21 protein-coding genes are annotated in these 25,274 nt (G+C 67.3%); 7 read left to right on the top strand and 14 right to left on the bottom strand.

Going from position 1 to position 25,274, the window contains the following annotated elements:
- Position 1 precedes the first annotated feature (1 nt).
- From INQ41_RS08845 to INQ41_RS08810, 8 genes are read right to left on the bottom strand one after another with little or no spacing between them, the layout of a single operon-like run.
- Positions 2–1,039, bottom strand: a complete 1,038-nt coding sequence (locus INQ41_RS08845; protein WP_193983748.1) for a polysaccharide deacetylase family protein — start codon at positions 1,037–1,039, stop codon at positions 2–4.
- Entirely contained in the window at positions 1,036–2,394 is a 1,359-nt protein-coding gene (locus INQ41_RS08840) for an O-antigen ligase family protein (RefSeq protein WP_193983746.1), read from the bottom strand. The genes INQ41_RS08845 and INQ41_RS08840 overlap by 4 nt, the downstream gene beginning before the upstream one ends.
- Complete coding sequence (locus INQ41_RS08835; protein ID WP_193983744.1) at positions 2,375–3,550, bottom strand: glycosyltransferase; 1,176 nt, start codon at positions 3,548–3,550, stop codon at positions 2,375–2,377. Before INQ41_RS08835 ends, INQ41_RS08840 begins: the two co-directional genes overlap by 20 nt.
- The gene (locus INQ41_RS08830) at positions 3,547–4,770 is read right to left on the bottom strand and encodes a glycosyltransferase (RefSeq protein ID WP_193983743.1); all 1,224 of its coding nucleotides are present in this window, start codon (positions 4,768–4,770) and stop codon (positions 3,547–3,549) included. The genes INQ41_RS08835 and INQ41_RS08830 overlap by 4 nt, the downstream gene beginning before the upstream one ends.
- A 10-nt stretch (positions 4,771–4,780) precedes the next feature.
- Positions 4,781–6,160: a porin family protein gene (locus tag INQ41_RS08825; protein ID WP_193983741.1), complete on the bottom strand. Its 1,380-nt coding sequence runs from the start codon at positions 6,158–6,160 to the stop codon at positions 4,781–4,783.
- A gap of 8 nt (positions 6,161–6,168) precedes the next feature.
- A complete protein-coding gene (locus INQ41_RS08820) occupies positions 6,169–6,924 on the bottom strand; it encodes a P-loop NTPase family protein (RefSeq protein ID WP_193983739.1) in 756 nt (251 codons plus the stop codon).
- The gene (locus INQ41_RS08815; protein WP_228076558.1) at positions 6,921–8,492 is read right to left on the bottom strand and encodes an XrtA system polysaccharide chain length determinant; all 1,572 of its coding nucleotides are present in this window, start codon (positions 8,490–8,492) and stop codon (positions 6,921–6,923) included. Before INQ41_RS08815 ends, INQ41_RS08820 begins: the two co-directional genes overlap by 4 nt.
- Complete coding sequence (locus tag INQ41_RS08810) at positions 8,489–9,130, bottom strand: XrtA/PEP-CTERM system exopolysaccharide export protein (protein ID WP_228076557.1); 642 nt, start codon at positions 9,128–9,130, stop codon at positions 8,489–8,491. Before INQ41_RS08810 ends, INQ41_RS08815 begins: the two co-directional genes overlap by 4 nt.
- A 220-nt stretch (positions 9,131–9,350) precedes the next feature.
- Here INQ41_RS08810 and galE point away from each other — a divergent pair, with 220 nt between their 5' ends.
- Positions 9,351–10,457 (top strand): UDP-glucose 4-epimerase GalE, encoded by a 1,107-nt coding sequence (galE, locus tag INQ41_RS08805; protein ID WP_193983737.1) that lies wholly within the window; start codon positions 9,351–9,353, stop codon positions 10,455–10,457.
- 53 nt (positions 10,458–10,510) lie between these two features.
- Here galE and INQ41_RS08800 read toward each other — a convergent pair whose 3' ends face one another.
- Entirely contained in the window at positions 10,511–11,362 is an 852-nt protein-coding gene (locus INQ41_RS08800) for an alpha/beta hydrolase family protein (RefSeq protein WP_193983735.1), read from the bottom strand.
- Positions 11,363–11,493: 131 nt separating this feature from the next.
- On the opposite strand from INQ41_RS08800, the gene INQ41_RS08795 reads away from it, so the two are divergent.
- A complete protein-coding gene (locus tag INQ41_RS08795; protein WP_193983733.1) occupies positions 11,494–13,179 on the top strand; it encodes a SulP family inorganic anion transporter in 1,686 nt (561 codons plus the stop codon).
- Here the strand turns inward: INQ41_RS08795 and INQ41_RS08790 are convergent.
- The 3 genes from INQ41_RS08790 to INQ41_RS08780 are packed head-to-tail and all read right to left on the bottom strand — an operon-like array spanning position 13,158 to position 15,651.
- Positions 13,158–14,555, bottom strand: coding sequence for a PhoH family protein (locus INQ41_RS08790; protein WP_193983731.1), 1,398 nt, complete (start codon positions 14,553–14,555; stop codon positions 13,158–13,160). The two genes, INQ41_RS08795 and INQ41_RS08790, sit on opposite strands and share 22 nt — an antisense overlap.
- 49 nt (positions 14,556–14,604) lie before the next feature.
- Positions 14,605–15,078, bottom strand: coding sequence for a peroxiredoxin (locus tag INQ41_RS08785; RefSeq protein ID WP_193983729.1), 474 nt, complete (start codon positions 15,076–15,078; stop codon positions 14,605–14,607).
- Between the two features lie 12 nt (positions 15,079–15,090).
- Positions 15,091–15,651, bottom strand: coding sequence for a glycine cleavage system protein R (locus INQ41_RS08780; protein ID WP_193983727.1), 561 nt, complete (start codon positions 15,649–15,651; stop codon positions 15,091–15,093).
- 196 nt (positions 15,652–15,847) lie between these two features.
- Between INQ41_RS08780 and dapA the strand changes: the two genes are divergently transcribed.
- Both dapA and INQ41_RS08770 read left to right on the top strand, forming a co-directional pair.
- Positions 15,848–16,753, top strand: a complete 906-nt coding sequence (gene dapA, locus INQ41_RS08775; protein WP_193983726.1) for a 4-hydroxy-tetrahydrodipicolinate synthase — start codon at positions 15,848–15,850, stop codon at positions 16,751–16,753.
- Between the two features lie 13 nt (positions 16,754–16,766).
- Positions 16,767–17,273 (top strand): hypothetical protein, encoded by a 507-nt coding sequence (locus INQ41_RS08770; protein WP_193983724.1) that lies wholly within the window; start codon positions 16,767–16,769, stop codon positions 17,271–17,273.
- A 19-nt stretch (positions 17,274–17,292) separates the two neighbouring features.
- Here the strand turns inward: INQ41_RS08770 and xseA are convergent, their stop codons facing one another.
- Both xseA and INQ41_RS08760 read right to left on the bottom strand, forming a co-directional pair.
- Entirely contained in the window at positions 17,293–18,630 is a 1,338-nt protein-coding gene (gene xseA / locus INQ41_RS08765; RefSeq protein ID WP_193983722.1) for an exodeoxyribonuclease VII large subunit, read from the bottom strand.
- Between the two features lie 107 nt (positions 18,631–18,737).
- Entirely contained in the window at positions 18,738–20,816 is a 2,079-nt protein-coding gene (locus INQ41_RS08760; RefSeq protein ID WP_193987301.1) for a M13 family metallopeptidase, read from the bottom strand.
- Between the two features lie 259 nt (positions 20,817–21,075).
- Here INQ41_RS08760 and INQ41_RS08755 point away from each other — a divergent pair, with 259 nt between their 5' ends.
- The 3 genes from INQ41_RS08755 to INQ41_RS08745 are packed head-to-tail and all read left to right on the top strand — an operon-like array spanning position 21,076 to position 25,235.
- Entirely contained in the window at positions 21,076–21,624 is a 549-nt protein-coding gene (locus INQ41_RS08755; RefSeq protein ID WP_228076798.1) for an ECF-type sigma factor, read from the top strand.
- 13 nt (positions 21,625–21,637) lie between these two features.
- Positions 21,638–24,376, top strand: coding sequence for a serine/threonine-protein kinase (locus INQ41_RS08750; protein WP_193983719.1), 2,739 nt, complete (start codon positions 21,638–21,640; stop codon positions 24,374–24,376).
- 16 nt (positions 24,377–24,392) lie between these two features.
- Entirely contained in the window at positions 24,393–25,235 is an 843-nt protein-coding gene (locus INQ41_RS08745) for a SapC family protein (protein WP_228076556.1), read from the top strand.
- Positions 25,236–25,274 lie beyond the last annotated feature (39 nt).

The following is a 25,274-nucleotide window of genomic DNA, read 5'->3' as shown; positions in this document are numbered from 1 at the left end:
ATCAGGCCCTCATCCGGGTTTTGAACCAGCTCAGCAGGCCGCTGGTGTCACTCATGAACAGCGCCTTCGACAGTCGGCCCGAGGGCGAGCGGTAGCGCTGCTCGTAGACGTTGTAGCGGCGCAGCCGGTAGGGGTCGGTGCCGAAGCGGTTGACGCCCTCGATCGTGGTCGCCGCACTGGCAAAGCCGGCTTCGCGCGCCAGCCTCGCGTCGCGGTCGCCGAAGTCCTCGCTGGTGCCGTTGGGGTAGGCGAAGTGCCGCGGCACGCTGCCCAGTTCGCGCCGGATGTGCTCGCACGATCCGCGGATTTCCTCGCGCGCGGTTTTCTCATCCACCTGGCTCAACATCACGTGGCCCCGGGTGTGGCCGCCGATCCCGATGCCCCGGCTGGCCAGTTTGCGGACGTCGTTCCAGTCGAGCATTTCGCGGCGTTCCGGCGCAGGGCGCGCGGGCTGCAGCTGTTGCCCGATCCGCTCCATCCAGTCCTCCAACTCCGTCGGGCTCAACTGCTTCAGTCGCGCTGGCAGCAACTCGTACGCTCGCTGCCGGTCCAGCGGGTCGGCCAGGTCGAACTGGCCGACCCCCAACTCGGCGGCATTCAGCTGGTCGTGGCGTCGCGCCACGATCGCGTGGATCAGCCGGTAGGCCCAGATCGGGTCGCCGCCGACATGGCCGGTCGCCAGGTACACCAGGGCGGGCACCCCGGCGAGATCGGCCTCGGTCAGGCGAAGGTTGTCCCGGTAGCCATCGTCGAAGGTGAGGGCATATGCGGTACCGGCGCCCCGCGGCTCGTGCAGGCTGCGCAGGCCATCGTCCAGGCTGGTCAGTGTGCCGTCGCGCCGGATCCAGCCGACCAGTTGGCGCAGGCTGGCCGGGGTGATGCTCAACGGGTACGGATCCGGTTCGTCACGCACGCGGTGCAGCATCAGCACGACCAGCCCGCCGCCTGCGAACGCGCGGTACAGGCGGTCGACGCCGCTGTAGTGGCTGGCGACCGCCACCAGGTAGGTCAGCCACCGGGTAATGGCCCGGCGGGTCACGGCGATTCCTCCGCCGGCAGATGGCGCGCCTTGACCACCAGCGCCACGTAGGCCCAGAAGTAGGCGGCCATCGGGTAATAGGTGAAGCGGTCGCCGAACAGGTTGCCGCAGATCAGGCCGATCCACGCGCCGGTGACACCCAGCGCGAGCGCGTAGCGAAGCGTGCCGCTGCGCGAGTGGGCCATTTCGCGCAACGCCGTGCGCAGTATCGCCAGCAGCAGGCCCAGCAGCACAAGGGCGCCGATTACGCCGCCCTCGGTGAGGGTGCGCAGGTAGAGGTTGTGGGTGTCCTTGCGGTAGGGGTTGATCTCGGGGTGGTGGAAGCTCTGGAAGCCTGTTCCCACGATCGGGTGGCGGGTGAAGTTGTCCCACGCCACTTGCCAGTAGACGAAGCGCAGCTCGGTACTCTCGTCGCGCTCCCCGGCATCGACGTTCGTGCTGTCGAACCGCTCCACCACCGAGTAGGGCAGCAGCCCCGGCAGTAGCGCCGCGGCGAGCAGCAGCGGAAGCAACAGCTTCCAGCGGCCGCGCCAGACCAGGATGACCGCGACCAGCCCCAGGATCAGGCTGATGTAGCCGGTCCGCGAGTATGCATACAGCACCCCCATGACCGTGCAGGCCATGCCGGCGCCGAGCAAGAGCCGCCAGCGCCACGACAGGCGCGCCGAGATGAGCAGGGCGAACAGGACCACGCCGACGGTGACGCAGAACGCAGCGAACTCGTTCGCGCCGAGCAGCGAAAACGTACCGCTGATGCGCAGGTCGTCGGAGTAGTGCCAGCTGGCCACGCTGGTGTGCTGGGCCCAGGTCACCCGCGCGATGTAGGGCAGCGGCAACACGGTGGCGAGGATCACCCGGCGCACGGTGGTCCAGTCATGGACGCTCATCTGCACCAGGAACACGACCGCCAGGCCGATCACGTGGTCCTTGAGTATGGCCAGGTGGTCAGCGCTGTCGGTCACGTACTGGTAGCCGACAAACAGCGAGACGACCGCGTACAGGACGTAGGCCAGCACCCAGCGGTTGACCGGCTCGCCGGGCGCCAGGCGTCCGCCGATGGCCAGTGCGCCGGCCAAGCTGGCCGCGGTCATGATGTTGAGGAAGTTCAGGCCGCCGCCTAGGTTGGGCATGTAGCCGGTCTGCAGGTTCTGCAGCGGCAGCAGGAACAAAAAGACGTAAAGCAGCCAGTTGTTGGCGTTGCGCCGGCGGACCTTGGGCACGCTCGCGGCTCCCGCGCCGGGCCGCGCCATCATCGTCGCCGGGGCAGGTGCCGTGCGCGTCCGCAAGGCCCGCACGGCGAGCGGAAAGCGCTCGCTGCCCGCGTCCCATCCGGAGTCAGGCCTGTCGACGGACATCGGGCCGCTCCAGCAGTGACTGGTAAAGCCGCAGGTAATCGGCTGCCATCGCCTCGCGCGAATGGTGGGCACGCACGTACGCACTCGCCCTGGTGTCGCGGGCCGGTGGCACGGCCGCGACGTCCTGCAAGGCCTTGCGCAGACCGCGGGCGTCGCCGGCCTGGACCAGACGCCCGTGCGTGGAGCGCGACAGCAGCCGTGGCACGTCACCGACCGCGCTGGCGATCACCGGCACGGCGTGGGCCATTGCTTCCAGCACCACCAACGGCATGCCCTCGGTCAGCGAAGGCAGCACCAGGCAGTCAAGCGCCGGGTAGAGCCGCTGCATGTCCTGGCGGACCCCGAGCAGGCGAACCCGTGAGGCCAGACCCAGGGCGCCTATCCGGGCCTGCAGCGCCGCGCGCTCCGGTCCATCGCCGATGAGGAGCAGCTGCGCGCGATCAGCGGGCGTGACCGCGAACGCCTCCAGCAGCATGGCCAGGTTCTTCTCCGGCGAGAGTCGACCGACGGCGGCGAAAAGAAAGGTCCGGTCGTCGATCCCCAGCTCGCTGCGCGCCGCCAGTCGGGTGCCGGCGGCATGCAGTGGATCGGTGTCGGGCAGGTCGATGCCGTTGTCGATGTGGTGGATCCGGCGAGCAGGTACCCCGGCAGCGCGCAGCGACGCGATCTGTCCGGCGGCGACGACCACCAGCGCGTCGAAGCGTCGCAGCAGCGCCAGCTCCAGCCGGTTGTAGATCCGCAGTGACCGCGACGTGTCGACATGTCCATGCAGGGTCGCTACCAGCGCCACTGGACGCGTCTGCGAGGCGAGCCAGGCGTAGAACGCGCTCTTGTAGTCGTGGGCGTGCAGGATCCGCACGCGGTGGGTCTGGATCTTGGCGGCGAGTGCGCGCAGGGTCGCGCGGTCCAGCCGGCCGCGGCAGGGCAGCAACTCGGCCGGCTGCTCGGACTGCCGCGCGGCCTCGTGCAGTGGCTGCCGGGTCGTGCGGTAGTTGTTGATCGTCAACAGGCGGCTCGGCGATGCATCCCCGCACGGCCCTGCCTGGTTCAGCCCGTGGTTGAGCGCCAGGACCATCCGGTCGGCGCCGTACAGCCCGGCGCTGGAGCGCAACTGCAGCACGCACGTGGACACCGTGCCGGTGGAAGCCTGGCTCACGTCCTTCCCGCCAGGTTGGCATACATGCGGTCGTAGGCATGCACCATCGCGTCGAGCGAAAATTCCCGTTCCACTCGGCGGCGGGCGCAGGCCCCCATCTGCACGCGGGTCGCCGCTGAGCGCGCCAGGACCAGCATGGCCGCGGCCAGTGCGGCCGGATCCCGCGGAGGCACCAGCAGGCCGCTTGCCTGGTCCTGCACCAGTTGGATGTTGCCGCCGACGGAGGTGGCGATCATCGGCAGCCCGCAGGCCATCGATTCCAGGATCGCGTTGGACATGCCTTCGGTCGAGGAGGCCAGTACCGAGACGTCCAGCGCCGACAGCAGTTGCTCGACATCGGGTCGATCGCCCAGGAAACTCACGCAACCGTCCAGGCCCAGTTCCGCGACCTGGGCGGCGATGTCGCGTTGCAGGGGACCGCCCCCGAGCAGGACAAGGCGCACGTCAGGGACGCTTTCGCGCAGCACGGCGAATGCCTGCACGAGATCGGCGTGGCACTTCACTTCCGTCAACCGGGCCAGGCACCCGAAGGCCACGGTTTCGAGGCCAAGGCCCAGCGAGGCACGCACCGCGGCCCGGTCCCTGTCGGCGGCGGGGCGGAAACGCTCGGTATCGACGCCGTTGGGAATCCAGACCATCCGCCCGGGCGCGATGTCCTCGCTGTCGCGCAACGCGGCCAGGATCTGCTGCGACGGGGCGACCACGCGGTCGAAGCGGTGGTTGAGGAACCGCGACAGCCAGCGCAGGCGGGCGGTCTTGTTGAAGCCCATGTCGCGCCGGTTGGACACGTGGATCGCCCCGGCCCGGCGGGGCAGCAGGGCGTTGAACAGGTCCGATTTCTCGTGCTGGGACTGCACGATGTCAAAACGTTCCCGCTGCAGCAGCTTGGCGAGGCAATGCAGGGCACGCAGGCCGCTGTAGCCGTAGCAGGCCGCGATGGGCAGGGAGCGGATCGATACGTTTTCGATCGCACCCGGCAGTGCGACATCCGACCACGCGCGCACGGTCTGGCTCAGTTGCACGATGGTTATGCGGTAGCGATCGCCCGGCAGCCTGGCTGCGAGGTTGCGCAGGAACCGCTCGCTGCCGCCCGGGGCAAGGATCGAGGTGTCGGTCAGCAACAGCAGCCGCAATGGCGCCGGCGCATCGGCCGACCGCGCCGCCACCAGCGGAGGCTCCACAAGTGTCGCGACCTTGGCAGCGGCGGGGGCTGTGGGCATCGGCATGGCGTCAGCGCAGGTAGACGATGCTGAGTACAACGGAATTCTCGTCATAGCTCGCGCCCGCCACCGCGCTGTTGCGACGCCGGTGCTGGAGGTTTGCGCGCCAGCTCCAGTGCCGGCTCATGCGGTTGGCAAACCCAAATGCCGCGATGTAGCCCAGGTCTTTGCGGTCCAGCGCCGCGTAACGGTTCACGTCGTGGGCGAGCAGGAGTGTCACCGTGCTGCGCGGGCTCACCTGGTAGTCCACGGAGACGAGCGCGCCGTAATTGGTACGCGTGGCGAGCAGGTCAGCGTCGGGGTCGGCCGGGTCTGCCGGATCGGCAGCGTCATCGGTGGCCAGGCGCGAGCGCTGGTAATAAGGCTGCACGTGGAACCCGACCCGCTCGCCGGTGAAGTGGTAGGCGAAATAGGCCTCGTGCTGGCGGACCGCACTGGGCCCGACCAGAACGTCATTGCTGCTCATCTCGTTCAGGATCGAGCCGCTCAGGTCGGTGGATCGGTTGACGACGTCCTGCACGGCATTCGAAAAACCTGTCCGGGCGACGGCCGTCAGCCGGCTGCGCGGCGTGGGTGTCCAGCCCGCGCCCAGGCTGGCCATCGGCTCGCCAAGAGTCCCGTCGCGCTCAAGGCGCAGTTGCGAATAGCCGGCTGTCGCGGTCAGTTCCAGCGACGCCAGTGCCAGCGCGTAACCGACATAGGCGTCGTTGCGGGTGTAGTCGTTTTCGTTGTCCCGGTACTCGGAGCGGGTCGTCTCAAAGTTGAGGGACACCGACCGGGTGGCGCTGGTATCGCGTACCAGCCTGGCCGCCGCGTTGTAGTGGTCGCCGTTGAAATCCTTGTTGTCCTCGGCGTAGCTGTTGGCGTAGCGCAGGTCCAGCTGGCCACGCGTGCCGGCGCGGGGTCGCACGTGGAACGTCGGGCCTGCTATGAAGACGTTGACCTCCTGCTCGTTGCCGGGGTTGAAGCTGGTCAGTACATCGACCGGTTGGCGGTTCAGGTAATCGTTGACGACGAAGTCGACGCGCTGCGGCACGACGTTCCAGGTCATTTCCCCGACAAGCTCACCGCGCACGTCGTTGTCGAAGGTGTTGGACAGGTACTCCAGGTAGGACACGCTGCCCCGTGCGTTGGCGTTTACGCGCGGACCGCGCTGTTGGAACTCGAAGCGCGCATTGGGCGAGACCACCGTCTCAGATTTTTCATTGAAGGACGCCAACGCGATGTTGTCGGAGCGCAGCAGCGACAATCCCAGCTGGTAATCCAGCTCCGCCGGAACCGCGCTCGCCGGCAATGCCAGCCACAGCGCCCCCGCCAACACCGAGCGCGGCAGCCGGGGCGGCAGCAAGGGGAAGCATCGGCTGGCGGTCGGCTTTTGGGCATGTGCCATGGCGTCGTCTACACGCCCTGGTTGAAGACGACCCCGGCAAACTTCGCCGGGTCGAAGCTGGCGGCGGCGCGGCTGATCGCCGCCGGCGTGTCCTTGCCGTAACCGGCGACCAGCACCACCGCGTCGGCAAGATCGGCCAGGATGCGTGCATCCGGCCCGCCGTTCACCGGTGGGCTGTCAAGGAACAGGTAACGGTCCGGGTACCGCGAGCGCAGCGAATCGACCAGCAAGCGCATGCGGAAAGAGGAGAAGTACTCCACGCCGTTCTCACGCAGCCGGCCGACCGGCAGCAGCCTCAGCCGCGGCACGCCGGTGTCGTAAAGCACCGGCGCGATGTCGCTGCCCAGGTCCTCCAGATAGTCGATCAAGCCGCCTCGGGGGATGTCGACCTTCATCGTGGTGTGCTGCGAGGGATGCCGGAGATCGCAATCCACCAGCAGCGCGCTCTTGCTGTCGTCGAAGGCGAAGGCGGCGGCCAGGTTGCGGGCGACGAAGCTGCCGCCGGCTCCCCGGCTGACCGGTGCCACCAGGGTGACGAAGTTGCCGTCCGCCGTCGCCAGGAGCCGGGTACGCAGCTCACGGAACGCGTCCACTTCCGGGCGGGCAACGTCCGAGCGATGGATGATCGACCGCTCGGTGGACTGCTGCGGGGTCAGTTCCCGTGAGGTGCCCATGCGTGCGATGGAGCGGCTGGCGATGCGCCGTTCCGCGATTCCATCGATGTCGTCGATTTCGCGCACGCCGCCCAGAGAGAAGTCATTCATAGGACATGCACCAGTTTCATGGCCAGGGCCAACCCGTACACGGCCGGCACGATCAGGAACAGCAGGGAGGCGAGGACGATCTGGCGCCGGCTCTGGGCACGGCGGCGCCTGGTCATGAACGCGGGAACAACGCCCAGAACCGGCAGGCCTGCGTCGCGCTGGATCTGCACCGGCGTGCGCACGCGCGAATCGAATTTGATCATTCCCAGCAGCAGCGCCAGCGGTACCACGCACGCGGCCAGCAGGCCGGCGCCGGCGACATGCATCAGGCGCAGCCCGCTGGGCCGCAGGGGAACGGAAGCCGGCTCCTGGATGCGGAAACTCAAACCCTGCCTCTCGTCGTCCAGGTTCATCGATACCCGCGCGTTCTCGCGGCGCTTGAGCAGGTCCTGGTAGAGATCGCGGTTGACCTCGTAGTCGCGGGTGAGCTCGGCCAGCCGGCTTTCGGAGGAGGCGATCCGGCGACTGCGCTCCAGCTCCTGCGCCAGCAGCGATTCGCCGGCACCGATCCGGCTGGCGGCCGCAGCGCCATGGCGACGGGCGTCGGCGATCTTGCTGCGCAGCTCCGCGTACAACGGATTGAACATCGCCGAGCCGTCAAGGGCGCTGGGGTCGCTCGCGGTGCGCGTTTCCTGGCGTTGCGCTTCGCGTTTCAGTTCGGCCTCCAGGTCACGGATCTGGTGCTCGGTGCGCACCACATCCGGATGCTGCTCGGTGAAGTTGAGCAGCAGGCCGCTGCGCTGGGTCTGCAGCTCGGCAAGTCGCGCCTGGATCTGGCCGACCCGCGTCTGCACGACGGATATCTCGTTTTCACCGCTCAGCTGGGAACGCAGCGCGCCTTCCTGCGAGCGCAGGTCCATCAGGTCCATGCGCGAGGACTCGACCTGGCGCCGCAACTCGCCGATGCGGGCATTGACGTCGACATCGGTGCCCGGACGGGCGTCGGGGTTCTGCGTCCGGTAGCGCTCCAGGTTGGCTTCCGCTTCGGTCAGTTTCGCGTGGTACAGGCCGACCTGCGATTCGATGAACTCGAACGCGTCCCGGCTCTCGCGGCTCTTCGCCGCCAGGCTCTCGCTGATGATGAGGTCACCGAAACTCTTGGTGACCCGATAGGCGCGCTGCGGGTCGGAATCCGAATAGGTGATCTGGATCAGGTTCTCGCCCGGGTTGGTGATCTGTGTGCGTCCGGTGACCTGCTCGGCCAGGCGCTCGCGTGCCAGCGGGGTGGGGTTGGCCTCCAGCCAGCCCCCGGCCTCCAGCACGTCATTCACCACCCGCCGGCTGAAGGCGACTTCCTTGGCGATGGAGGCCCGGTTGGCGACGCCGGTGGGCACCGCGCGCCCCTCCATCAGCGGCGCGATGATGTTGCCCTGTTCCACCAGGATGGTGGTGCTGGCGACGTACTTGCGCGGCAGCACGAAGCCGGCCGTCAAAGCCAGCAGGGCGATGGCGGCGAACAGACCAAACAGGCGCACCGGATGGCGCTTGATCTCCTCCAGCGCAACCGGCACCAGGCTGAGCGCGGACGGGCGATCGTCGCCCGCCCATTCGGCTGGCAGGGTGCTCACAGCACGCGCTCCGGCACGGTGATCACGTCGCCGGGGGCCACGTTGAAATTGGTCGAGAGGTCACCGCGATTGAGGATGCGTTCCAGGCGCACCGGGTAGGTACGCGTGGTCTCCCCGTCCTTGCGATAGAGGTCGGCCCGGTCGGCAGAGGCGAACTCGGTCACCCCGCCTGCGGCCAGCACGGCATCCAGTACGGTCATGCCCGGCCGGTAGGGGATCGACACCGGCTGGCGCACCGCGCCGGTGACGCGCACGCGCGAGAGGTACTCGTGGCTGCGCAGGTCGGTGAGGATCACCGCCACCTGCGGGTCGCGGACGTACACCGCCAGCTTTTCCTGCAGGTCGGCGGCCACCTCATCGGGGGTCCGGCCGGCAGCCATCACATCCCCGACCAGCGGCACCGAGATCCGTCCGTCCGGCCGCACCGGCACGGTGACCTCCAGCTCCGGGTTGCGCCACACGGTGACGCGGACCAGGTCGTCCACGCCGATGTGGTAGGTGTCCACGCTGGTCTGCGCGACACTCGCCGGTGGCGGATGCGACATCGTGTCCCCGGTCGAGGAACAGCCGGCAGTGAGCATCGAGGCGGCGACGAGCGCGAGGAGCAGGGCCAGCGATCGGTGGTGATGCGCAGTCATGGAATTCCCCTTGGTGTTGCCGGTTTAACGCGTTCAACGCGGTGCCGGACCCGCGCCGGCCACGCGGATGGCCCCGCCCGAAAGGAGCGCGCCAGCCACGGCGGTTGTGGCGGCGCAGGCGTGAACACGGTCATGTCAGTTAGAACGCGGAAACGTCGCGTTACCGGCAAACGCGGCATTTCGCGTTGTGCTGGGTATCTGCACGGGTGGGGACGGATCAATGCGCATCCTGGTAACGGGCGGTGCCGGCTATATCGGAAGCCACGCATGCGCGGTTCTGGCCGGGCGCGGCCACGAGACGGTGATCGCCGACAGCTTTGTCAACAGCTCGCCGCTGGTGCTGGACCGGCTCGGCGGGATTCTGGGTGTAGCACCGATTTGTCACCGGGTGGACCTGCGCGACCGCGGAGCCGTCGCCAGCCTGTTTGCCGGCACCCGTTTTGACGCCGTGGTCCACTTCGCCGCGCTCAAGGCCGTGGGCGAGTCGTGCGCGCGCCCGCTGGCCTATTTCGACAACAACATCTGCGGGACCATCCACCTGCTGCAGGCGATGCGCGAGGCCGGCGTCGGCCGCCTCGTGTTCAGCTCATCGGCCACCGTCTACGGCGATCCCGACTCGGCGCCCGTGCGCGAGGACGCACCGCTGCGGGTCACCAACCCTTACGGCCGCAGCAAACTGGTGATGGAGCAGTTGATCGAGGACCTGTGCGAGCGCGATCCGGACTTCCGCGCGATCAACCTGCGCTACTTCAACCCGGTCGGCGCGCATCCCTGCGGACGCATCGGCGAGGACCCCGGCGGGGAGCCGAACAACCTGATGCCCTATATCTCCCAGGTGGCGGTGGGCCGACGCGATTGCCTGGCCGTGTATGGCGGCGACTGGCCCACCGTCGATGGCACCGGCGTGCGCGACTACATCCACGTCATGGACCTGGCCCGCGCCCACGCCGACGCGCTGGAGTTCCTGCTGCGCGAGGAGCGCAGCGCCACGGTCAACCTGGGTACCGGACGCGGCGTCAGCGTGCTGCAGCTGGTAAAGGCCTTTGAGCGCGCCTCCGGGCGCCGGATTCCCTACCGGATCGCTGAGCGGCGTGCCGGGGACGTGGCCGAGGTCTACGCCGATCCGGTACTCGCCGAGGCGTTGCTGGGCTGGCGCGCCGAACTCGACGTGGACGCCATGTGCCGGGACGCGTGGCGTTGGCAGCGGATGAACCCGCACGGCTACGGCTTTCCGGAGGTCGACGCGGATGGCGCGGAAACTCCTGCACCCGGCCGTGTCCCGCCGCAGATCCGGCCGCCCGTGCCAGAGACGACCTCGGTGCGCTGAGGCACGCGCCAGTTCGGGGAATCGCCGACGGGCACGCGCGCGAGCGCCATACCTCAGTCCAGCAAGGCGGCGGCCACCGCGTCGGGTCGTTGCATCCATTGGAAATGGTCGGCCTCGATGCCCAAGGCAGCGTCATCCAGCGTGGTTACCGAAATGCTCGCGTGCGGCATCTTGCCGAGCAGAAAGTTCAACGAGCTTTCTGGCGCGTACCAGTCATCGGCCAGGACCACGCCGCGGATCGCCGGGCTGGCGTTCGCGAGTGCCTGTTCCGGGTCCGCGTCCAGCCCTGCAGCCGCGTAGCGCCCGCTCACCGCGGTGCGCGCCCAATCGGCAATCAGCCCGCGTGCCTCGCGGCCGCCAAAACCGAGCCGTCGCCCGGGCAGGTTGCCATTGACCGAGGCAAGCCAGGGCAGCACGCGATAGGCGGCCAGCAGCGCCCAGCGCGTCGGCGCCGGAAACGCCCGCCACCACGGCGCGCCACTGGCGACCAGCCAGAGTTGCGCCGCGGCGGCGGGATCCAGCGCCGCCCTGCAGCAGGCGAGCTGTCCGCCCAGGCTGTGGCCACCGAGGATCCGCGGCAATCCCGGCGCTGTCTGCCCGGCCAGGACGGACTCGCTGCCGGGCAGGTCGAGTTCCAGCAGTTCGCGGTAACCCCAGTTGCAGTCGCGTCCCGCGCGCAGGCTGCTGCTGCCGTGCCCGCGCCACTCGTGCAGGAACACCGCCACCCCGCGCGAAGCCAGGACCTGCGCCAGCGGCAGATAGTGTCGCGCGGCAATGCCCAGCGCCGGCAGCCACAACAGGCGCGCGGTCGCCTCGGCGGGAATGACGGCCTGCAATTCCCAGCGATGGCCGTCCGCCGCGACCGCCTGCAATCGCAGGACTTCAGGCGCAGGGGTGTGGTTCATAGGGACATGCCGGCGGAAGCGGCCCGCGACCATACCACCGGTAAAAACCCGTGGCGTAGAATCCATCGGGGGTTCCATGCGCGGGATGTCACGGTCTTGATGCGAAACGATTTGTCCTGGATGCCGTCTGCATGATTGCGCTGGTCGAGAGTTATCGCGCCGGACTGTTCAAGCGCGCCCATTGGCTGCCCAACATCGTCGCCGGAATCATCGTCGGCATCGTTGCCCTGCCGCTGGCGATGGCCTTCGCGATCGCATCGGGCGTCAAGCCCGAGCAGGGGCTGTACACGGCGATCATCGCCGGCCTGCTGGTGTCGATCTTCGGCGGTACCCGGATCCAGATCGCCGGTCCGACCGGCGCCTTCATCGTCATCCTCGCCGGCGTGGTCGCCCAGTTCGGCGTGGAAGGCTTGCTGGTGGCGACCCTGATGGCCGGCGTGATCCTGGTGCTGATGGGGCTGGCCCGGCTGGGCGCGGTGATCCGCTACATCTCCGATCCGGTCATCGTGGGCTTCACCGCCGGCATCGCGGTGATCATCTGGGTCGGCCAGTGGCAGTATTTCTTCGGCCTTCCGACGCCGTCCGGCGATGCGTTCTACCAGAAGACCTACGGCCTGCTGCAGTCGTTTGCGCAGTTGCATTGGCCGACCACGCTGATCGGACTGGGGAGCCTGGCGCTGGTGCTGCTCGGGCCGCGGATACCCGGGCTGACCAGGGTGCCCGGGCCTTTGCTGGCGATGATCATCGCGACGGTGCTGACGACCGCGTTCGCCATGCCCGGCGTGGCCACCATCGAGTCGGCCTACGGGGCCATCCCGCGCACCCTGCCAAGCTTCCACTGGCCGGACATGAGCTTCGATCAGATCACCATGCTGCTGCCGGCGGCTTTCACCATTGCGATGCTGGGGGCGATCGAGTCACTGCTGTCGGCGGTCGTCGCCGACGGCATGGCGGGCACGCGCCACAACTCCAACCAGGAACTGATCGGGCAGGGCGTTGCCAACATCGTCTCGCCCCTGTTCGGCGGCATCGCCGCGACCGGGGCGCTGGCCCGTACCGCCACCAATTTCCGTAATGGCGCCACCAGCCCGCTGGCCGGCATCGTCCACTCCGTCACGCTGGTACTGGTGCTGCTGGTGATCGCGCCCTACGCCGGCAAGGTGCCGCTGGCGGCGCTGGCGGCGATCCTGTTCGTCGTTGCCTGGAACATGAGCGAGGCGGGGCGCTTTGTACGCATGGTGCGCCGTGCGCCACGCGCGGACATGGTCATCCTGCTGATCACCTTCACTCTGACGATCTTCACCGACCTGGTGGTGGCGGTGAACATCGGCGTGATCCTGGCCATGTTCCAGTTCGTGCGCCGCATGTCGTCCTCCGTCGAGGTGCTGGAGGAGGACCCGCACTCGCTGCGCGCGGAACTGGCGCGGCTTGGGGTCGAGCAACTGCCGCCCGGGGTGATGGTGTATTCGATCAACGGCCCGTTCTTCTTCGGTTCGGTGGAGTCGCTGGATCGCGCCTTGTCCTGGAGCCGCGGCGGCCCGGAGTTCCTCGTCCTGCGGCTGGACCGGGTGCCCTTGCTGGATGCGACCGGGCTGAAGCGGCTCGATACGACCATCCAGGCGCAGGCGAAAAAGGGCGTGCGCATCCTGCTCTGCGGGGCCAGCCTGCGCGTGCTGCGCAAGCTGGTGCGTGCCGGCATCGTCAGTCGCGCCGACCCGGCCAGCTACTTCGCCGACCTGGGTGAAGCACTCGCCTACGTTGAGCGCGAGCGCGCCGGCAAAGCCGCGCTGCCGCCTCAGAGCACCTCGGAGGCGTAGTCGGCCAGGCGCGAGCGCTCGCCGCGGCGCAGAGTCACGTGCGCGCTGTGCGGCCAGTCCTTGAAGCGGTCGACCGCGTAGGTCAGCCCGGACGTGGTCTCGGTGAGGTAGGGCGTGTCGATCTGCTCGACGTTGCCCAGGCAGATGATCTTGGTGCCGGGGCCGGCGCGGGTGATCAGCGTCTTCATCTGCTTGGGCGTGAGGTTCTGCGCCTCGTCCAGGATCAGCCAGCGGGTCAGGAAGGTGCGGCCACGCATGAAGTTCAGCGCGCGGATCTTGATCCGGCTCGCCAGCAGGTCGTTGGTGGCCGCGCGCCCCCAGCTGCCGCCGGACTGGTTGTGGGTCAGCACTTCCAGGTTGTCGGTGAGCGCGCCCATCCACGGCGTCATCTTCTCCTCCTCGGTGCCGGGCAGGAAGCCGATGTCCTCGCCGACGCTGACCGTGGCGCGGGTCATGATGATCTCGCGGTAGCGCTGCTGGTCCATGGTCTGCGCCAGGCCCGCGGCCAGCGCGAGCAGCGTCTTGCCGGTACCGGCGGTGCCCAGCAGGGTGACGAAGTCGATCTCCGGATCCATCAGCGCGTTGAGGGCGAAGTTCTGCTCACGGTTGCGCGCGGTGATGCCCCAGACGGCGTGCTGGACATGGCGGTAGTCATCGACGATCTGCAGGATGACGCTGTCGGCGCCGACCGAGGTCACCCTCAGCTCGGTCTCGTCATCGCCGGGCAGGTACAGGAACTGGTTGGGATACCAGCTGTCGCCCTCGATCCGGTTGATCTCGTAGTAGGTATGTCCGCGATCCGTCCATGAGCGCAGGTCCTTGCCATGGCGCCGCCAGAAATCCGCGGGCAGCTCGGTGGCGCCCGTGTAGAGCAGGCTGAAATCGTCCAGCGCGCGGTCGTTCTCGTAGTCTTCCGACACGATGCCGGCAATCGCCGACTTGATCCGCAGGTTGATGTCCTTGGACACGAAAACCACGTGGGCGGTCGGCTCGGCTTCCTGCAGGGCGAGGATCGCGCCCAGGATGGCGTTGTCGGGAACCACGGCGCCAAAGCGCTTGCCGGCATCGAAGTTGTCGGTCTGGAAGCGCAGGCACCCGCCGTTGGTCTGGCCGCGCAATTTCAGGCCACCCGGCGGCGTGAGCGGAATGCCGTCGGCGATCCTGTCGCTGCCGGCGGCCTCGACCAGCTCGTTGAGGAAACGGCTGACCTGGCGGGCGTTGCGGCTGGCATCGGTGGTGCCCTTCTTGCCGGCGTCCAGCTCCTCGATCACCTGCATCGGCAGGTAGACATCGTGCTCCTGGAACTTGTACAGCGCGGTCGGGTCGTGCATCAGCACGTTGGTGTCCAGCACGTAGATCCGCTTGCTTCCGGTCATCGAAAACTCCGCAGCGCGTTAAAGGGGTTCGCGTGGCGCGCCGTCAGGATCAGGCGCCGGCATGCGCTAGCAGTACGTCCAGCACGGCCTGCGCGTGGCCGGACACCTTCACCGGTTGCCAGATGTGCGCGATGGCGCCGTCAGGATCGATCAGGTAGGTGCTGCGCACGATGCCCATCACCTTGCGGCCGTACATGGTCTTCTCGCGGATGACGCCGAAGGCGTTGCACAGGGCCTCGTCGCCATCACTGACCAGCTCGAAGCCCAGTTCCTGCTTGGCGATGAAGTTCTGGTGGGTTTTCACCGAGTCGCGCGAGACGCCCAGGATGCGCGAGCCGGCCGCCTCGAACTGCGGCAGCAGCGCGGTGAAGTCACGACTCTCGGTGGTGCAGCCCGGCGTGTGGTCCTTGGGGTAGAAGTACAGCACCAGCCACTGGCCACGGTAGTCGGCGAGGGTGGTGGTGGCGCCGCTGGACAATGCCAGCGGGAGATCGGCGGGGACGGCGTCACCGGTGTCGAGCATCAACGGGTCTCCTCAGAACTTCATCGGGTCCAGGATCGCGTCCAGGTTGAGGTGGTCGCAGAACTCCAGGAAGTCATCGCGCAGCGCGGCGATATGCATGCTGGCCGGCACCCCGATGGTGATCTGCGCGGAGAACATGTCCGCGCCGGTCTGCATCGCCCGGTAGCGGGTGCAGTGCAGGCTTTCGATGCTGATGCCCTGGCGGTCGAAGAAATCGGCCAGCTGGAAGGTGATGCCCGGCTTGTCGGCCGCCACCACCTCGACGATGTAGGGCAGCAGGTCGGACTGGGCCTCTTTCTCGCCGGTGCGGTACCAGATCAGCTTGATGCTGTCCTCGCGCTCCAGCCGGGTCAGCATGGCCTCCAGCTTGGCGATCGCGTCCCAGGAGCCCATCGCCAGCGCCGTGACCGAGACATCGCGGCCGACGGTGGACAGGCGGGCGTCGACGAGGTTGCAGCCGCTTTCGGTGATCCGCCGCGAGACCGGCAACAAGGGAGAGTCCGGATGCGTCGAATAGGCGTTGATCAGGAGGTGGTTTTCATTCGGCGACGGCCGCGGAGTTGGATCGGTCAAGGCTTCGCCTGCAAAAGTGGGGGCTGGCTCCGATCCGGTGCGCGACCGCGCATCGCCCGGAGCTGAACCGCGTTCCGCGAGCGGAGCGGGGCTGCAGGCAGCATACTTGCCCGTGCTTTCGCGCCGCAAGTAACATCGGCAGCTCTGCAACGCCCCTGCGCGCGCCCCAGCATCCCTTCGATCAAGGCCCCCCGACTTGCGACTTTCCGGCAGCATCACCGCACTGGCAACCCCTTTCGACGTCGACGGCGAGCTGGACCTGGATGCGTGGGCACGCCTCATCGACCTCCAGTTGGAAGGCGGTACGCAGGCGGTGGTCGTCGCCGGCTCGACCGGCGAGGCGGCGGCGCTGCTGGATTCCGAATTCGACGTGCTGCTGCGTCTGGCGGTCGAGCGCATTGGCGGGCGGGTGCCGGTGATCGCTGGTACCGGAAAGTCGGCCACCGCCGGGACCATCGAGCAGACCCGACGCGCCGCGGCGCTGGGCGCCGATGCCGCGCTGGTGGTGACCCCGCCGTACGTGCGTCCCACCCAGCCGGGCCTGGTCGCGCACTACCGCGCCGTTGCCGGCGACGGCGCGCTGCCGATCCTGCTCTACAACGTGCCCGGCCGCACCGGCGTGGACATGCTGCCCGCTACGGTCGCCCAGCTTGCCGGCCACCCGCGCATCGTCGGGATAAAGGAGGCGTGCATCGAGCCGCAGCGGATGCATTCGCTGCTGGCATTGCGCGCCGACGATTTTGTCGTCCTTACCGGCGATGACATGACCGCATGCCGGGCGATGCTGGCCGGCGCCGACGGTGTGATCTCGGTCGCGTCCAACGTCCTGCCGCGCTCGATGCGCCGCCTGTGCGAGCTCGCCCGCAACGGCAAGGGCGCTGCTGCCACGGGCTGGAGCGGCCGCATGGCAGAGATCCATGCCTTCCTTGGCGTCGAGTCCAATCCGATTCCGGTCAAGGCGCTGCTCGCGCGCCAGCAGATCGGCACCGGACTGCGCCTGCCCTTGCTGCCGCTTTCCGCAGCCCACCATGATGCGGCCGTTGCGGTTGCCGCCGCGGTCCGTGACCTTGAACTTGCCTGCGACGCTGAAGTCGATGGCTGACCTGGAGATTCCCATGCGTTCCACCGTCCCGATGTCCCGCGCCGCGGTTGCCGGCGTTCTCCTTGTTGGCCTGGTGGCGATGTCGGGCTGCAGCTGGCTGCGCAAGGACAATTCGCTCTATACCGCGCAGACACGCCCGCTCGAGGTGCCACCGGACCTGGTCCTGGCAGGCGGGAGCGCGACCGGCGAGGCGCCGGCGGGCCCGGTTACCGCCTCTGAGACGGTGAGCAGCGCCAAGTCCGCGTCCAGTGCCGGATTCAGCATGAGCGAGGACCGCGACACGGCGTTTGAGCGGATCGACAAGGCCCTGGCCGCGGTTGGCGGTGTCACGGTCGAAAACCGCGCCAAGACCCTGGGTGTGTTCGACCTGAGCTACCAGGGCGCGAACTTCCTCGTTCGGGTCAACAGCGCCGCGGCCGGTTCGACAGTGTCCACGCTCAATCCGCGTGCCACGCCGGCCAGCGAGGCGTCGGCCGCACAGCTCCTGGCGGCGTTGAAGTCGGCGGTCGGCGGGCAGTAAGCACCGCCCGACCGCGAGGTCAGCGGGGCTCCACCCGCACCCGCAGCCGGCCATCGCCGAGCTGCAGCTGGAGCCCATCACCGGGCGCGGCGTCCAGGACGCTGCGCACCACCCGGCCGTCCTCGTGGCGGACGATCGCGTAGCCGCGTGCGACCGTCGCCAGCGGGCTGACCGCCTCCAGCGACCGGGCCAGTCCGCGCAGGGCGAGTGCGTCGTTGGCCATGCGTCGCGCCACCGCCGCTTGCGGGCGCGTGGCGAGCGCCGCGAGTCGCTCGCGCAGGCGCTGGATGCGCCGTTGCGGATGGTGCAGGCGCAGCACCGCGTCGGCATGTCGCAGGCGCACACGCGCATCGCTCAGCCTGCGCCGCAGGACATCGTCCAGTCGCCGCATCGCCTCGAGCTGGCGCCGGTGCAGCAGGTCCAGGCGGGCCCGCGGTCGCATGGCGTTCAAGCGCAGTGCGGCGCGGTCGGCCCGTTGCATCGCGTGACGCAGGTGCAGTGACTGCAGGCTGACGAGGCGCGCTTCCAATGCCCGCAGGTGTCGGGTGACGTCCTCGTGCGCGGGCACCAGCAACTCGGCCGCGACCGAGGGCGTCGGCGCGCGCACGTCGGCGACGAAATCGCACAGGCTGAAGTCGGTCTCATGGCCGACCGCAGCGACCACGGGGACCGGGCAAGCGACAATCGCACGCGCCAGCTGCTCGTCATTGAACGCCCACAGGTCTTCCAGCGAGCCACCGCCGCGGGCAAGTACCAGGATGTCGTAGCGACCCGACGCAGCCGCGCGCTGCAGCATCGCGGTGATCTGCCCCGCGGCGGCATTGCCCTGCACCTGCACCGGCAGCACCTCGGCCTGGACCAGCGGGAAGCGGCGCGCCAGCACGCTCACCACGTCGCGGACGGCCGCGCCGCTGGGCGAGGTGATGATGCCGATCCGCGCGGGGTAAGACGGCAGCGGGCGCTTGCGCGCCTGCTCGAACAGGCCTTCGGCCTGCAGGCGCGCCTTGAGTTCCTCGAACGCCCGTCGCAGCGCTCCTTCGCCGGCCTCCTCCATGTGGTCCAGGACCATCTGATACTCGCCGCGCGCCTCGTACAGCGTCAGCCGCCCGCGCGCGAGCACCTTCGTGCCCTCGCGGGGAATGAACTTCAGCCATGTGCTCTTGGGCTTGAACATCGCGCAACGCACCTGCGCGCGCGCATCCTTCAACGTGAAGTACAGGTGCCCCGACGACGGGCGGGCCACATTACCGAGCTCCGCCTCGATCCAGACCAGCGGAAATGCCCCTTCCAGCAGGTCGCGCGCCAGGGTGTTGAGCTGGCTGGGCGTGAGGACGTGGTCGGGAGCTGGGGAGTTCATGGCGGCAGGGCAGGACGGCGGACTACGGTAACAACAAAAGGCCCGGAATCGATCCGGGCCTTTTGGCGGCCATCAGCTGGCCGGTGGTGCACAAACGCGCGGGGCGATTACCAGATCACCACCTGCTGGTCCTTGGCGCGGACCATCGGCTGGCCGGGCTTGCACTCGAACGCCGCCGCGAACTGCGGCATGTTCGACGGCGCACCAATGGCGCGGAAGTTCGCCGGCGCGTGCGGGTCGGTGGCCAGGCGGACCTTGAGCTCGTCGTCGGTGAAGTTGCGGCGCCACACGGTTGCCCAGTTGGCGAAAAAGCGCTGGTCGCGCGTCATGCCGTCGGTCATCGGGTCGTCCTTGCCGGCAGTGGCCTTCTTCATCGCGTCGTAGGCGACGGCCAGGCCGCCCAGGTCGGCGATGTTCTCGCCCAGGGTCAACTTGCCGTTGACGTGCTTGCCCGGCATCGCCTCGTACCCGTTGAACTGCGCGATCAGCTTGTCGGTGCGCGCCTCGAAGCCCTTGCTGTCGGCGGGCGTCCACCAGTTCTCCATGTTGCCGGTGGGTCCGAAGCGGCTGCCCTGGTCGTCGTAGCCGTGGATCATCTCGTGGCCGATCACCGCGCCGATGCCGCCGTAGTTCATCTCGTCGGTGGCGTTGGGATCAAAGAACGGCGGCTGCAGGATCGCGGCTGGGAACACGATCTCGTTGGCCAGCGGGTTGTAGTAGGCGTTGACCGTCTGCGGGCTCATGCCCCATTCGGTCTTGTCCACGGGCTTGCCGATCTTGGACAGATTCCACTTGTAGTTGAACTCGTTGGCGGCGATGACGTTGTCGATGTAGCTGTCGCGGCTGGTGTCCAGGCCGCTCCAGTCACGCCACTTGTCGGGGAAGCCGATCTTGGGAGTGAAGCTGGCCCATTTTTCCATGGCCTTGGCCTTGGTCTCATCGCTCATCCAGTCCAGCCCTTCCAGGTGGACCTTCAGCGCGTCGCTGAGGTTGCCCACCAGGCGCTCCATCTGCGCCTTGGACTCCGCCGGGAAAGCGACATTCACGTACAGCTGGCCCAGTGCTTCACCGGTCGCGCCCTCGATGGTGTCGAGCACGCGCTTGCCGCGCTCCTTCATCTCCGCCTGGCCGCGCATGGCCTTGCTGTAGAAGTTGAAGTTCTCCTGCACGAACGGATCGGACAGGTAGGGCGACGCCCCGTCCACGGTGTGGAAGCGCAGGTAGGCCTGCCACTGCTCGGCCGGCACCTCGGCCAGCATCTTGCTGACTTCCTCGTGGAAGGCCGGGATGGCCAGGGAGAACATCTTTGGCGTCGCCACGCCCTGGGACTCGAAGAACGTCGTCCACGGGAAATTGGGCGTCAGCTTGTCCGCTTCGGCCGGCGATATGGGGTTGTAGAACAGGGAGACGTCGCGGGACATCTCCTCGCTCGATTTGGACACCTTCGCAAGACGGGTCTCGAAGGCCACCACCTGCTTGGCCTGTTCGGCGGCCTGGGCAGCGTCGATGCCCGACAGTTCAAGCACCTTGGCGACGTGGGCCTGGTAGGCGGCGAGTTTGTCGGCCTTGTCGGCGTCCACGTAATAGGTCTTGTCCGGCAGGCCAAGGCCACCCTGGGCGGCGTAGGCGATGTTCATGTCGGAGGCCTTGAAGTCGGCCTCGGCACCGAAGCCGAACAGGAAGTTCTCGCCCTCGGCCGCGCTGGTGCGCAGGTAGTCGGCGATCTTCTGCTGGTCATCCAGGGCGGCGATGGCGTCCAGGCGCGACTGGATCGGCTTGATGCCCTGGGCGTTGATCTTCTCCTCGTCCATTCCGGTGGCCCAGAAGTTGCCGACGATGGCTTCCACGCCGGTCGCGTTCGTGTCGGCCGCGGCCTGCTCGGCGAGCTGGCGCTGGGCGGCGGTGGAGCGCTCCGACAGCATCTCGAAGGCGCCCCAGCTGGTGCGGTCGCCGGGAATCGGGTTGGCCGCCAGCCAGGTGCCGTTGACGTAGCTGCCGAAGTCGGTGCAGGCGTCCTTGGACTTGTCGAGGTCGGAAAGCTCGAAGCGGTTGACCGGCGGCAGGGCGCTCTCATCCAGCGTCAGGGTCGCGGTGGCGGGTTCCGCGGAAGACGTGGCAGCGGCGGGCGTGGCGTCCTGCTTGGAGCATGCAGCCAGGGCGGTGACGATGCCCAGGCTGAGCAGCAGCAACTGCGGCCTGAAGGCCTGTGATTTGTTCGGGTTCATCTGTGGCTCCGGCGTTGACGTTGGATTGGCAGCCCCGAAAGGCGCTCCTTTCGAAGCCGGGACCGGCTGACATTAGACCCCATGCCTGTGCACCGGGTGTGTCGGAGGTCATGGTGGTGCGTCGCCCGCTACGCGGAAACGGATGCAGGCCGTACCATCTGCAGCTGTTTTGCGGTCGACTTCATGCGTTTTGAGACGCTGTCAGCTTGGGGAAGTGTTGGTGGAAAATATCACGGGCCTGCTGCATCAGTGGCAGGGCGGGGACCTGAAGGCGCGCGAACAATTATTCGAACTGCTTTATGCGGACCTCGTGCTGGTGGCACGCAACCGTCTGTCGCAACACGGCAGCAGTACCCTGCAGCCGGCAGCGCTGGTCAATGAGTCGTTGATGCGTTTGATGGAGAGCGATGCCGGCTACAAGGACCGGACGCATTTTGTCGCCGTGGCCGCGCTGAGAATGCGGGCGGTGCTGGTGGATCATGCGCGCGCGCGGGCGGCGTCCAAGCGCGGTGGCAACGTGGAGATGCTGACCCTGTCGCATGCCGGCGCAGCGCCTGGCGAGCAGGACATGGTCTATGAGGTGCTCGCGCTGCATCAAGCCTTGAATCGTCTGGCGGAACTTGAACCGCGGGCGGCCAGTGCGATTGAACTGACCTACTTCGGCGGTATGAGCCGTGAGGAGATCGTGCTGGTTCTAGGGGTATCGCTGCCTACGGTCGATCGTGACCTGCGGTTCGCCCGCGCGTGGTTGAACCGGCAACTCTCCTGAAGGGGCGCGGACCATGAATACCGGGAAATGGCACGGGGTCCGAGACCTTTTCGATCAGGTGTGCGACCTGCCGCAAGAGCAGTGGCGCGCGCACTTGGCTCAGCTGACCGATGACGCGGAGTTGACGGAGGAGGTATGCGCCCTGCTTCAGGCCCAGACCGTGGGTTTGTCGCGGGTGCGCAGTCGGCTTGACACGATCATCTCGCACGCCCTCACCCCGGAACTGGATGTCGGTCAGCGGCTGGGACCGTGGCGGTTGGTGGACAAGCTGGCGAGTGGGGGCATGGGGACGGTGTTCCAGGCCGAACGTGCCGATGGCCTGTACCAGCGCACGGTGGCGATAAAGCTGCTGCATGGTTTGTCGGGTGCGGCTGAGTCGGAGCGACTGGTGGCCGAGCGGCAGATCCTGGCTGGATTGCAACTGCCCCACGTCGCCCGTTTGTACGACGGTGGCAGTACGCCAGACGGCGCACCGTACCTGGTGATGGAGTATGTGCAAGGGGTGCCGCTTGATCGCTATTGCTCGGAAAACGACGTCGGCCTGAAACAGCGGCTGGGCATGTTCCTGGCGATCTGCGAAACCGTACAGGCGGCACACGAGCGATTGGTGCTCCACTGCGACCTCAAACCCAGCAATGTCCTGGTAGGGGATGACGGCCAACCGGTCCTGTTGGACTTTGGTGTTGCCCGGATGCTCAACGATTCACACCAGTTGCAGGCGGCCGGTTTCTGCACGCCCCGGTACGCCAGCCCTGAGCTGGTGCGCGGCGACACCGTTGGCGTGGCCAGCGACGTCTACAGCCTGGGTGTGATGCTGCTGGAGCTGCTCGGCGGTGGTCCGGTCCCGCGAGAACTGCATGATGCATGCCGGCCCTTGGTTGCACCCAGTGACAACGCCAGCCCCACGTTGGCCTGGCGGCGTCAACTGCGGGGTGATCTGGACGCCATCGCGGCGATGGCATGTCATCCGGACAGCGCCAGCCGATACCAGTCTGTGCACGCGTTGAGCAGCGATATACGCCGCTATCTGGTGCATAAGCCGGTTGGTGCGCGTCAGGGTGGTCGCCTGTATGCCTTGCGGAAGGGAGTGCGGCGGCATTGGCGGGCGTTCTCGGTCGGGGTGGTGGGAACCGGACTTGCCGGTCTGTTCGCTCTCAGCCTGATGCAGGCGCGCGAACAGGCCGAGCAGGAAGCGGCGATCGCCCGCCAGGTCAGTGATTTCCTGATTGGCGCCTTCGAAACCGCAGATCCGCGCAAACGGACCGAGCGCGGAGAGCTGGAGCTCACTGCCCGACAATTGCTCGACAATGCCACGTTCCGGGTAGCGCGGGATCTGGAGGACGCTCCAGTACAACTGGCGCGTATGCGCTCGGTGTTGGGGCAGGCTTACCAGAATCTGGGCGTGCCGCTGCAGGCCGAGAAGCTGTTGCGGGAGGCAGCGGACAGCCTGCTGGACCCGCGGATCGGGCGGGCGGTGGATGCAGCGGCGGTCATGAGCGACTTGTCCATTGAGCGGACCCGCAGTGGCGATGGCGCGGCCGGGCTGGAAATGGCCAATCGCGGACTCGCGTTGCTGGTGGGTCGCGGGGCGAAATTCCAGAAGGCGCAGATATACAACGCCCAGGCCCTGGCGTTGACCAACCTGCAGCAGTTCGACAAGGCCGAGCAGGCGTTCAACCGGTCGATCGAGATCCACAGTGCGCTTCCGGGGCAGGACGGTCCGGCCCGGTTGGCGATGGTGAAGCACAATCTGGGGTTGATGTATTGGCGGTGGGGCAAGCAGGCAGCTGCCGAACAGCAGTTCCGCAGCGTCATCGCAGCATTGCCTCGCCGCGGGACCAGTCTGTCGCACGCCGTGGAAACCCGGCTGGCCCAGATCCTGCGCGAACAGGGACGCTACGCCGAAGCGCTCCCGCTGTTGCAGGAGGGCATGCAGCGGGCCATTGCCCTGTATGGACCGCAGAGCAGTTTCGTGTTGCTACAGCACGAGGCGCTGGCCGATCTGTATCAGGACTGGGGTGATTACCGCAGTGCCGATCAACAGCATCAGGCACGCTTGGCCCTGGGTGAGGTGGTGGAGGGTTTGGACAGCATCGGCCAGGCAATGGCGCTGTATAACTACGGGACTTTGCAGGAGGCACGCGGCGATCTGGCCGGCGCCGAGAGGTTGTATCGCCAGTCGTGGGAGATCCGCAAACAGAAGCTGGGGGTCGATTCACCCATCAGCATGCGTGGTGAAGTCGGCCTGGCACAGCTGCTGACCAGTCGCGGAGAATTCCAGCAGGCATGGCCGTTGATCGAACACGCCGATGCAGGATTGGCCGAATCGCTGCCCGAGGATGCGCCGGCGCGGCTGGAAGCAAGGCTGGTCCGGATCCAATGGCATATCGGTGCGGGGGAAACGGAGGTTGCCGCTGGGCTCCTGGACACCTTGACGATGATCGACATGCCCTATCCCCAGCGTCTCCAGCGGTATGAAGCCGAGGCGCTGCTGGCGGAGGCCGCCGGCGATTCCGCGGCGGCACTGGCGGTCCGGCAGCGCTCTTTACGATTGGCGGCAGCGACTTTTGGTGAGAGCAATCCGGAGTCTGCGCGTCAACGGGTGGGTGTTGCGGGCTGTCTGCTGCTGCTCGGGCGTCGGAGTGAGGCGCAAACCGAGCTGGAGCTGGCCGTACCGGTTCTGCGCGCGCAATTGTTGCCCGGTTCCGCGCTGCTGCAACAGGTGGATGGGTTGCTGGCGCAGGCTGGATGACCCATCGCGGCACGAAATGAGTCCGCTGTTCCAGAACGTTGATAGGAAGCAGTCACTTTCCACGGTACTCCCAATAGGTCTTACATCCTGTCAGGGGGACACCATGAAACAGCTTTTGATCTACGAACGCCCGATGCAGTTGAACCGGGTGGCGCACAAGGATCTGCGTATCCGCGCGACGCAGGGGGACTTCCTGTTCGCCTCGCATCTGAACTCGGTTCCGCTGGCGTGCTCGGAGTTTGCCCGCGCCGCCTGTCACTACCCGATCGTATTTGCAGGCAACTCGCCGGATGCCGTCGTGCCTGCGGCGTTGCTGGGGCTCCGGCCGCAGCAGAACCTGATGGTGGACGAGGCCGGCCAGTGGCAGGCGGATGCCTATGTGCCCGCTTTCCTGCGTCGCTACCCGTTCGTGTTGGCCGAGAAGGATGGTCAGGAACAGGATTTCACGGTTTGTCTGGATGCCGCCTTCAAGGGACTGGTGGAGGAAGGCGATGACGGTGAGCCGCTGTTCGACGCCGACGGCAAGGACACGCCGTTGCTCGCCAATGCACTCAAGTTCCTGCAGGAGTACCAGGTCCATCTGGCACGTACCCGAGCTTTCAGCAGCAAGCTGGCCAAGCTCGATCTTCTGCAGCTCAAGCAGGTGCGGGTGCAGCCGGTGGGCGGCACGGAATTCACTCTCGATGGTTTCTTCGTGGTTGACGAACAGAAGCTGCGGGAGCTGAAAGGCAAGGCATTGCAGGAGTTGGCCAGCAGTGGGGATCTGGGCTGGATCTACGCGCACTTGCTGTCGCTGGTGAACGTCGAGCGTCTGACGCGCCGACTCGACAACCGTCCGGTTGCAGCTGCGCCCCACTAGGTCACATCCGGGGGCGTGGCCCCCGCTGTCATCTGCTTG

Source organism: Lysobacter ciconiae (genome assembly GCF_015209725.1).
Lineage (GTDB): Bacteria > Pseudomonadota > Gammaproteobacteria > Xanthomonadales > Xanthomonadaceae > Novilysobacter > Novilysobacter ciconiae.
Note: the sequence above shows the minus strand (reverse complement) of the source record. Positions and strands in the feature narration are given on the sequence as shown.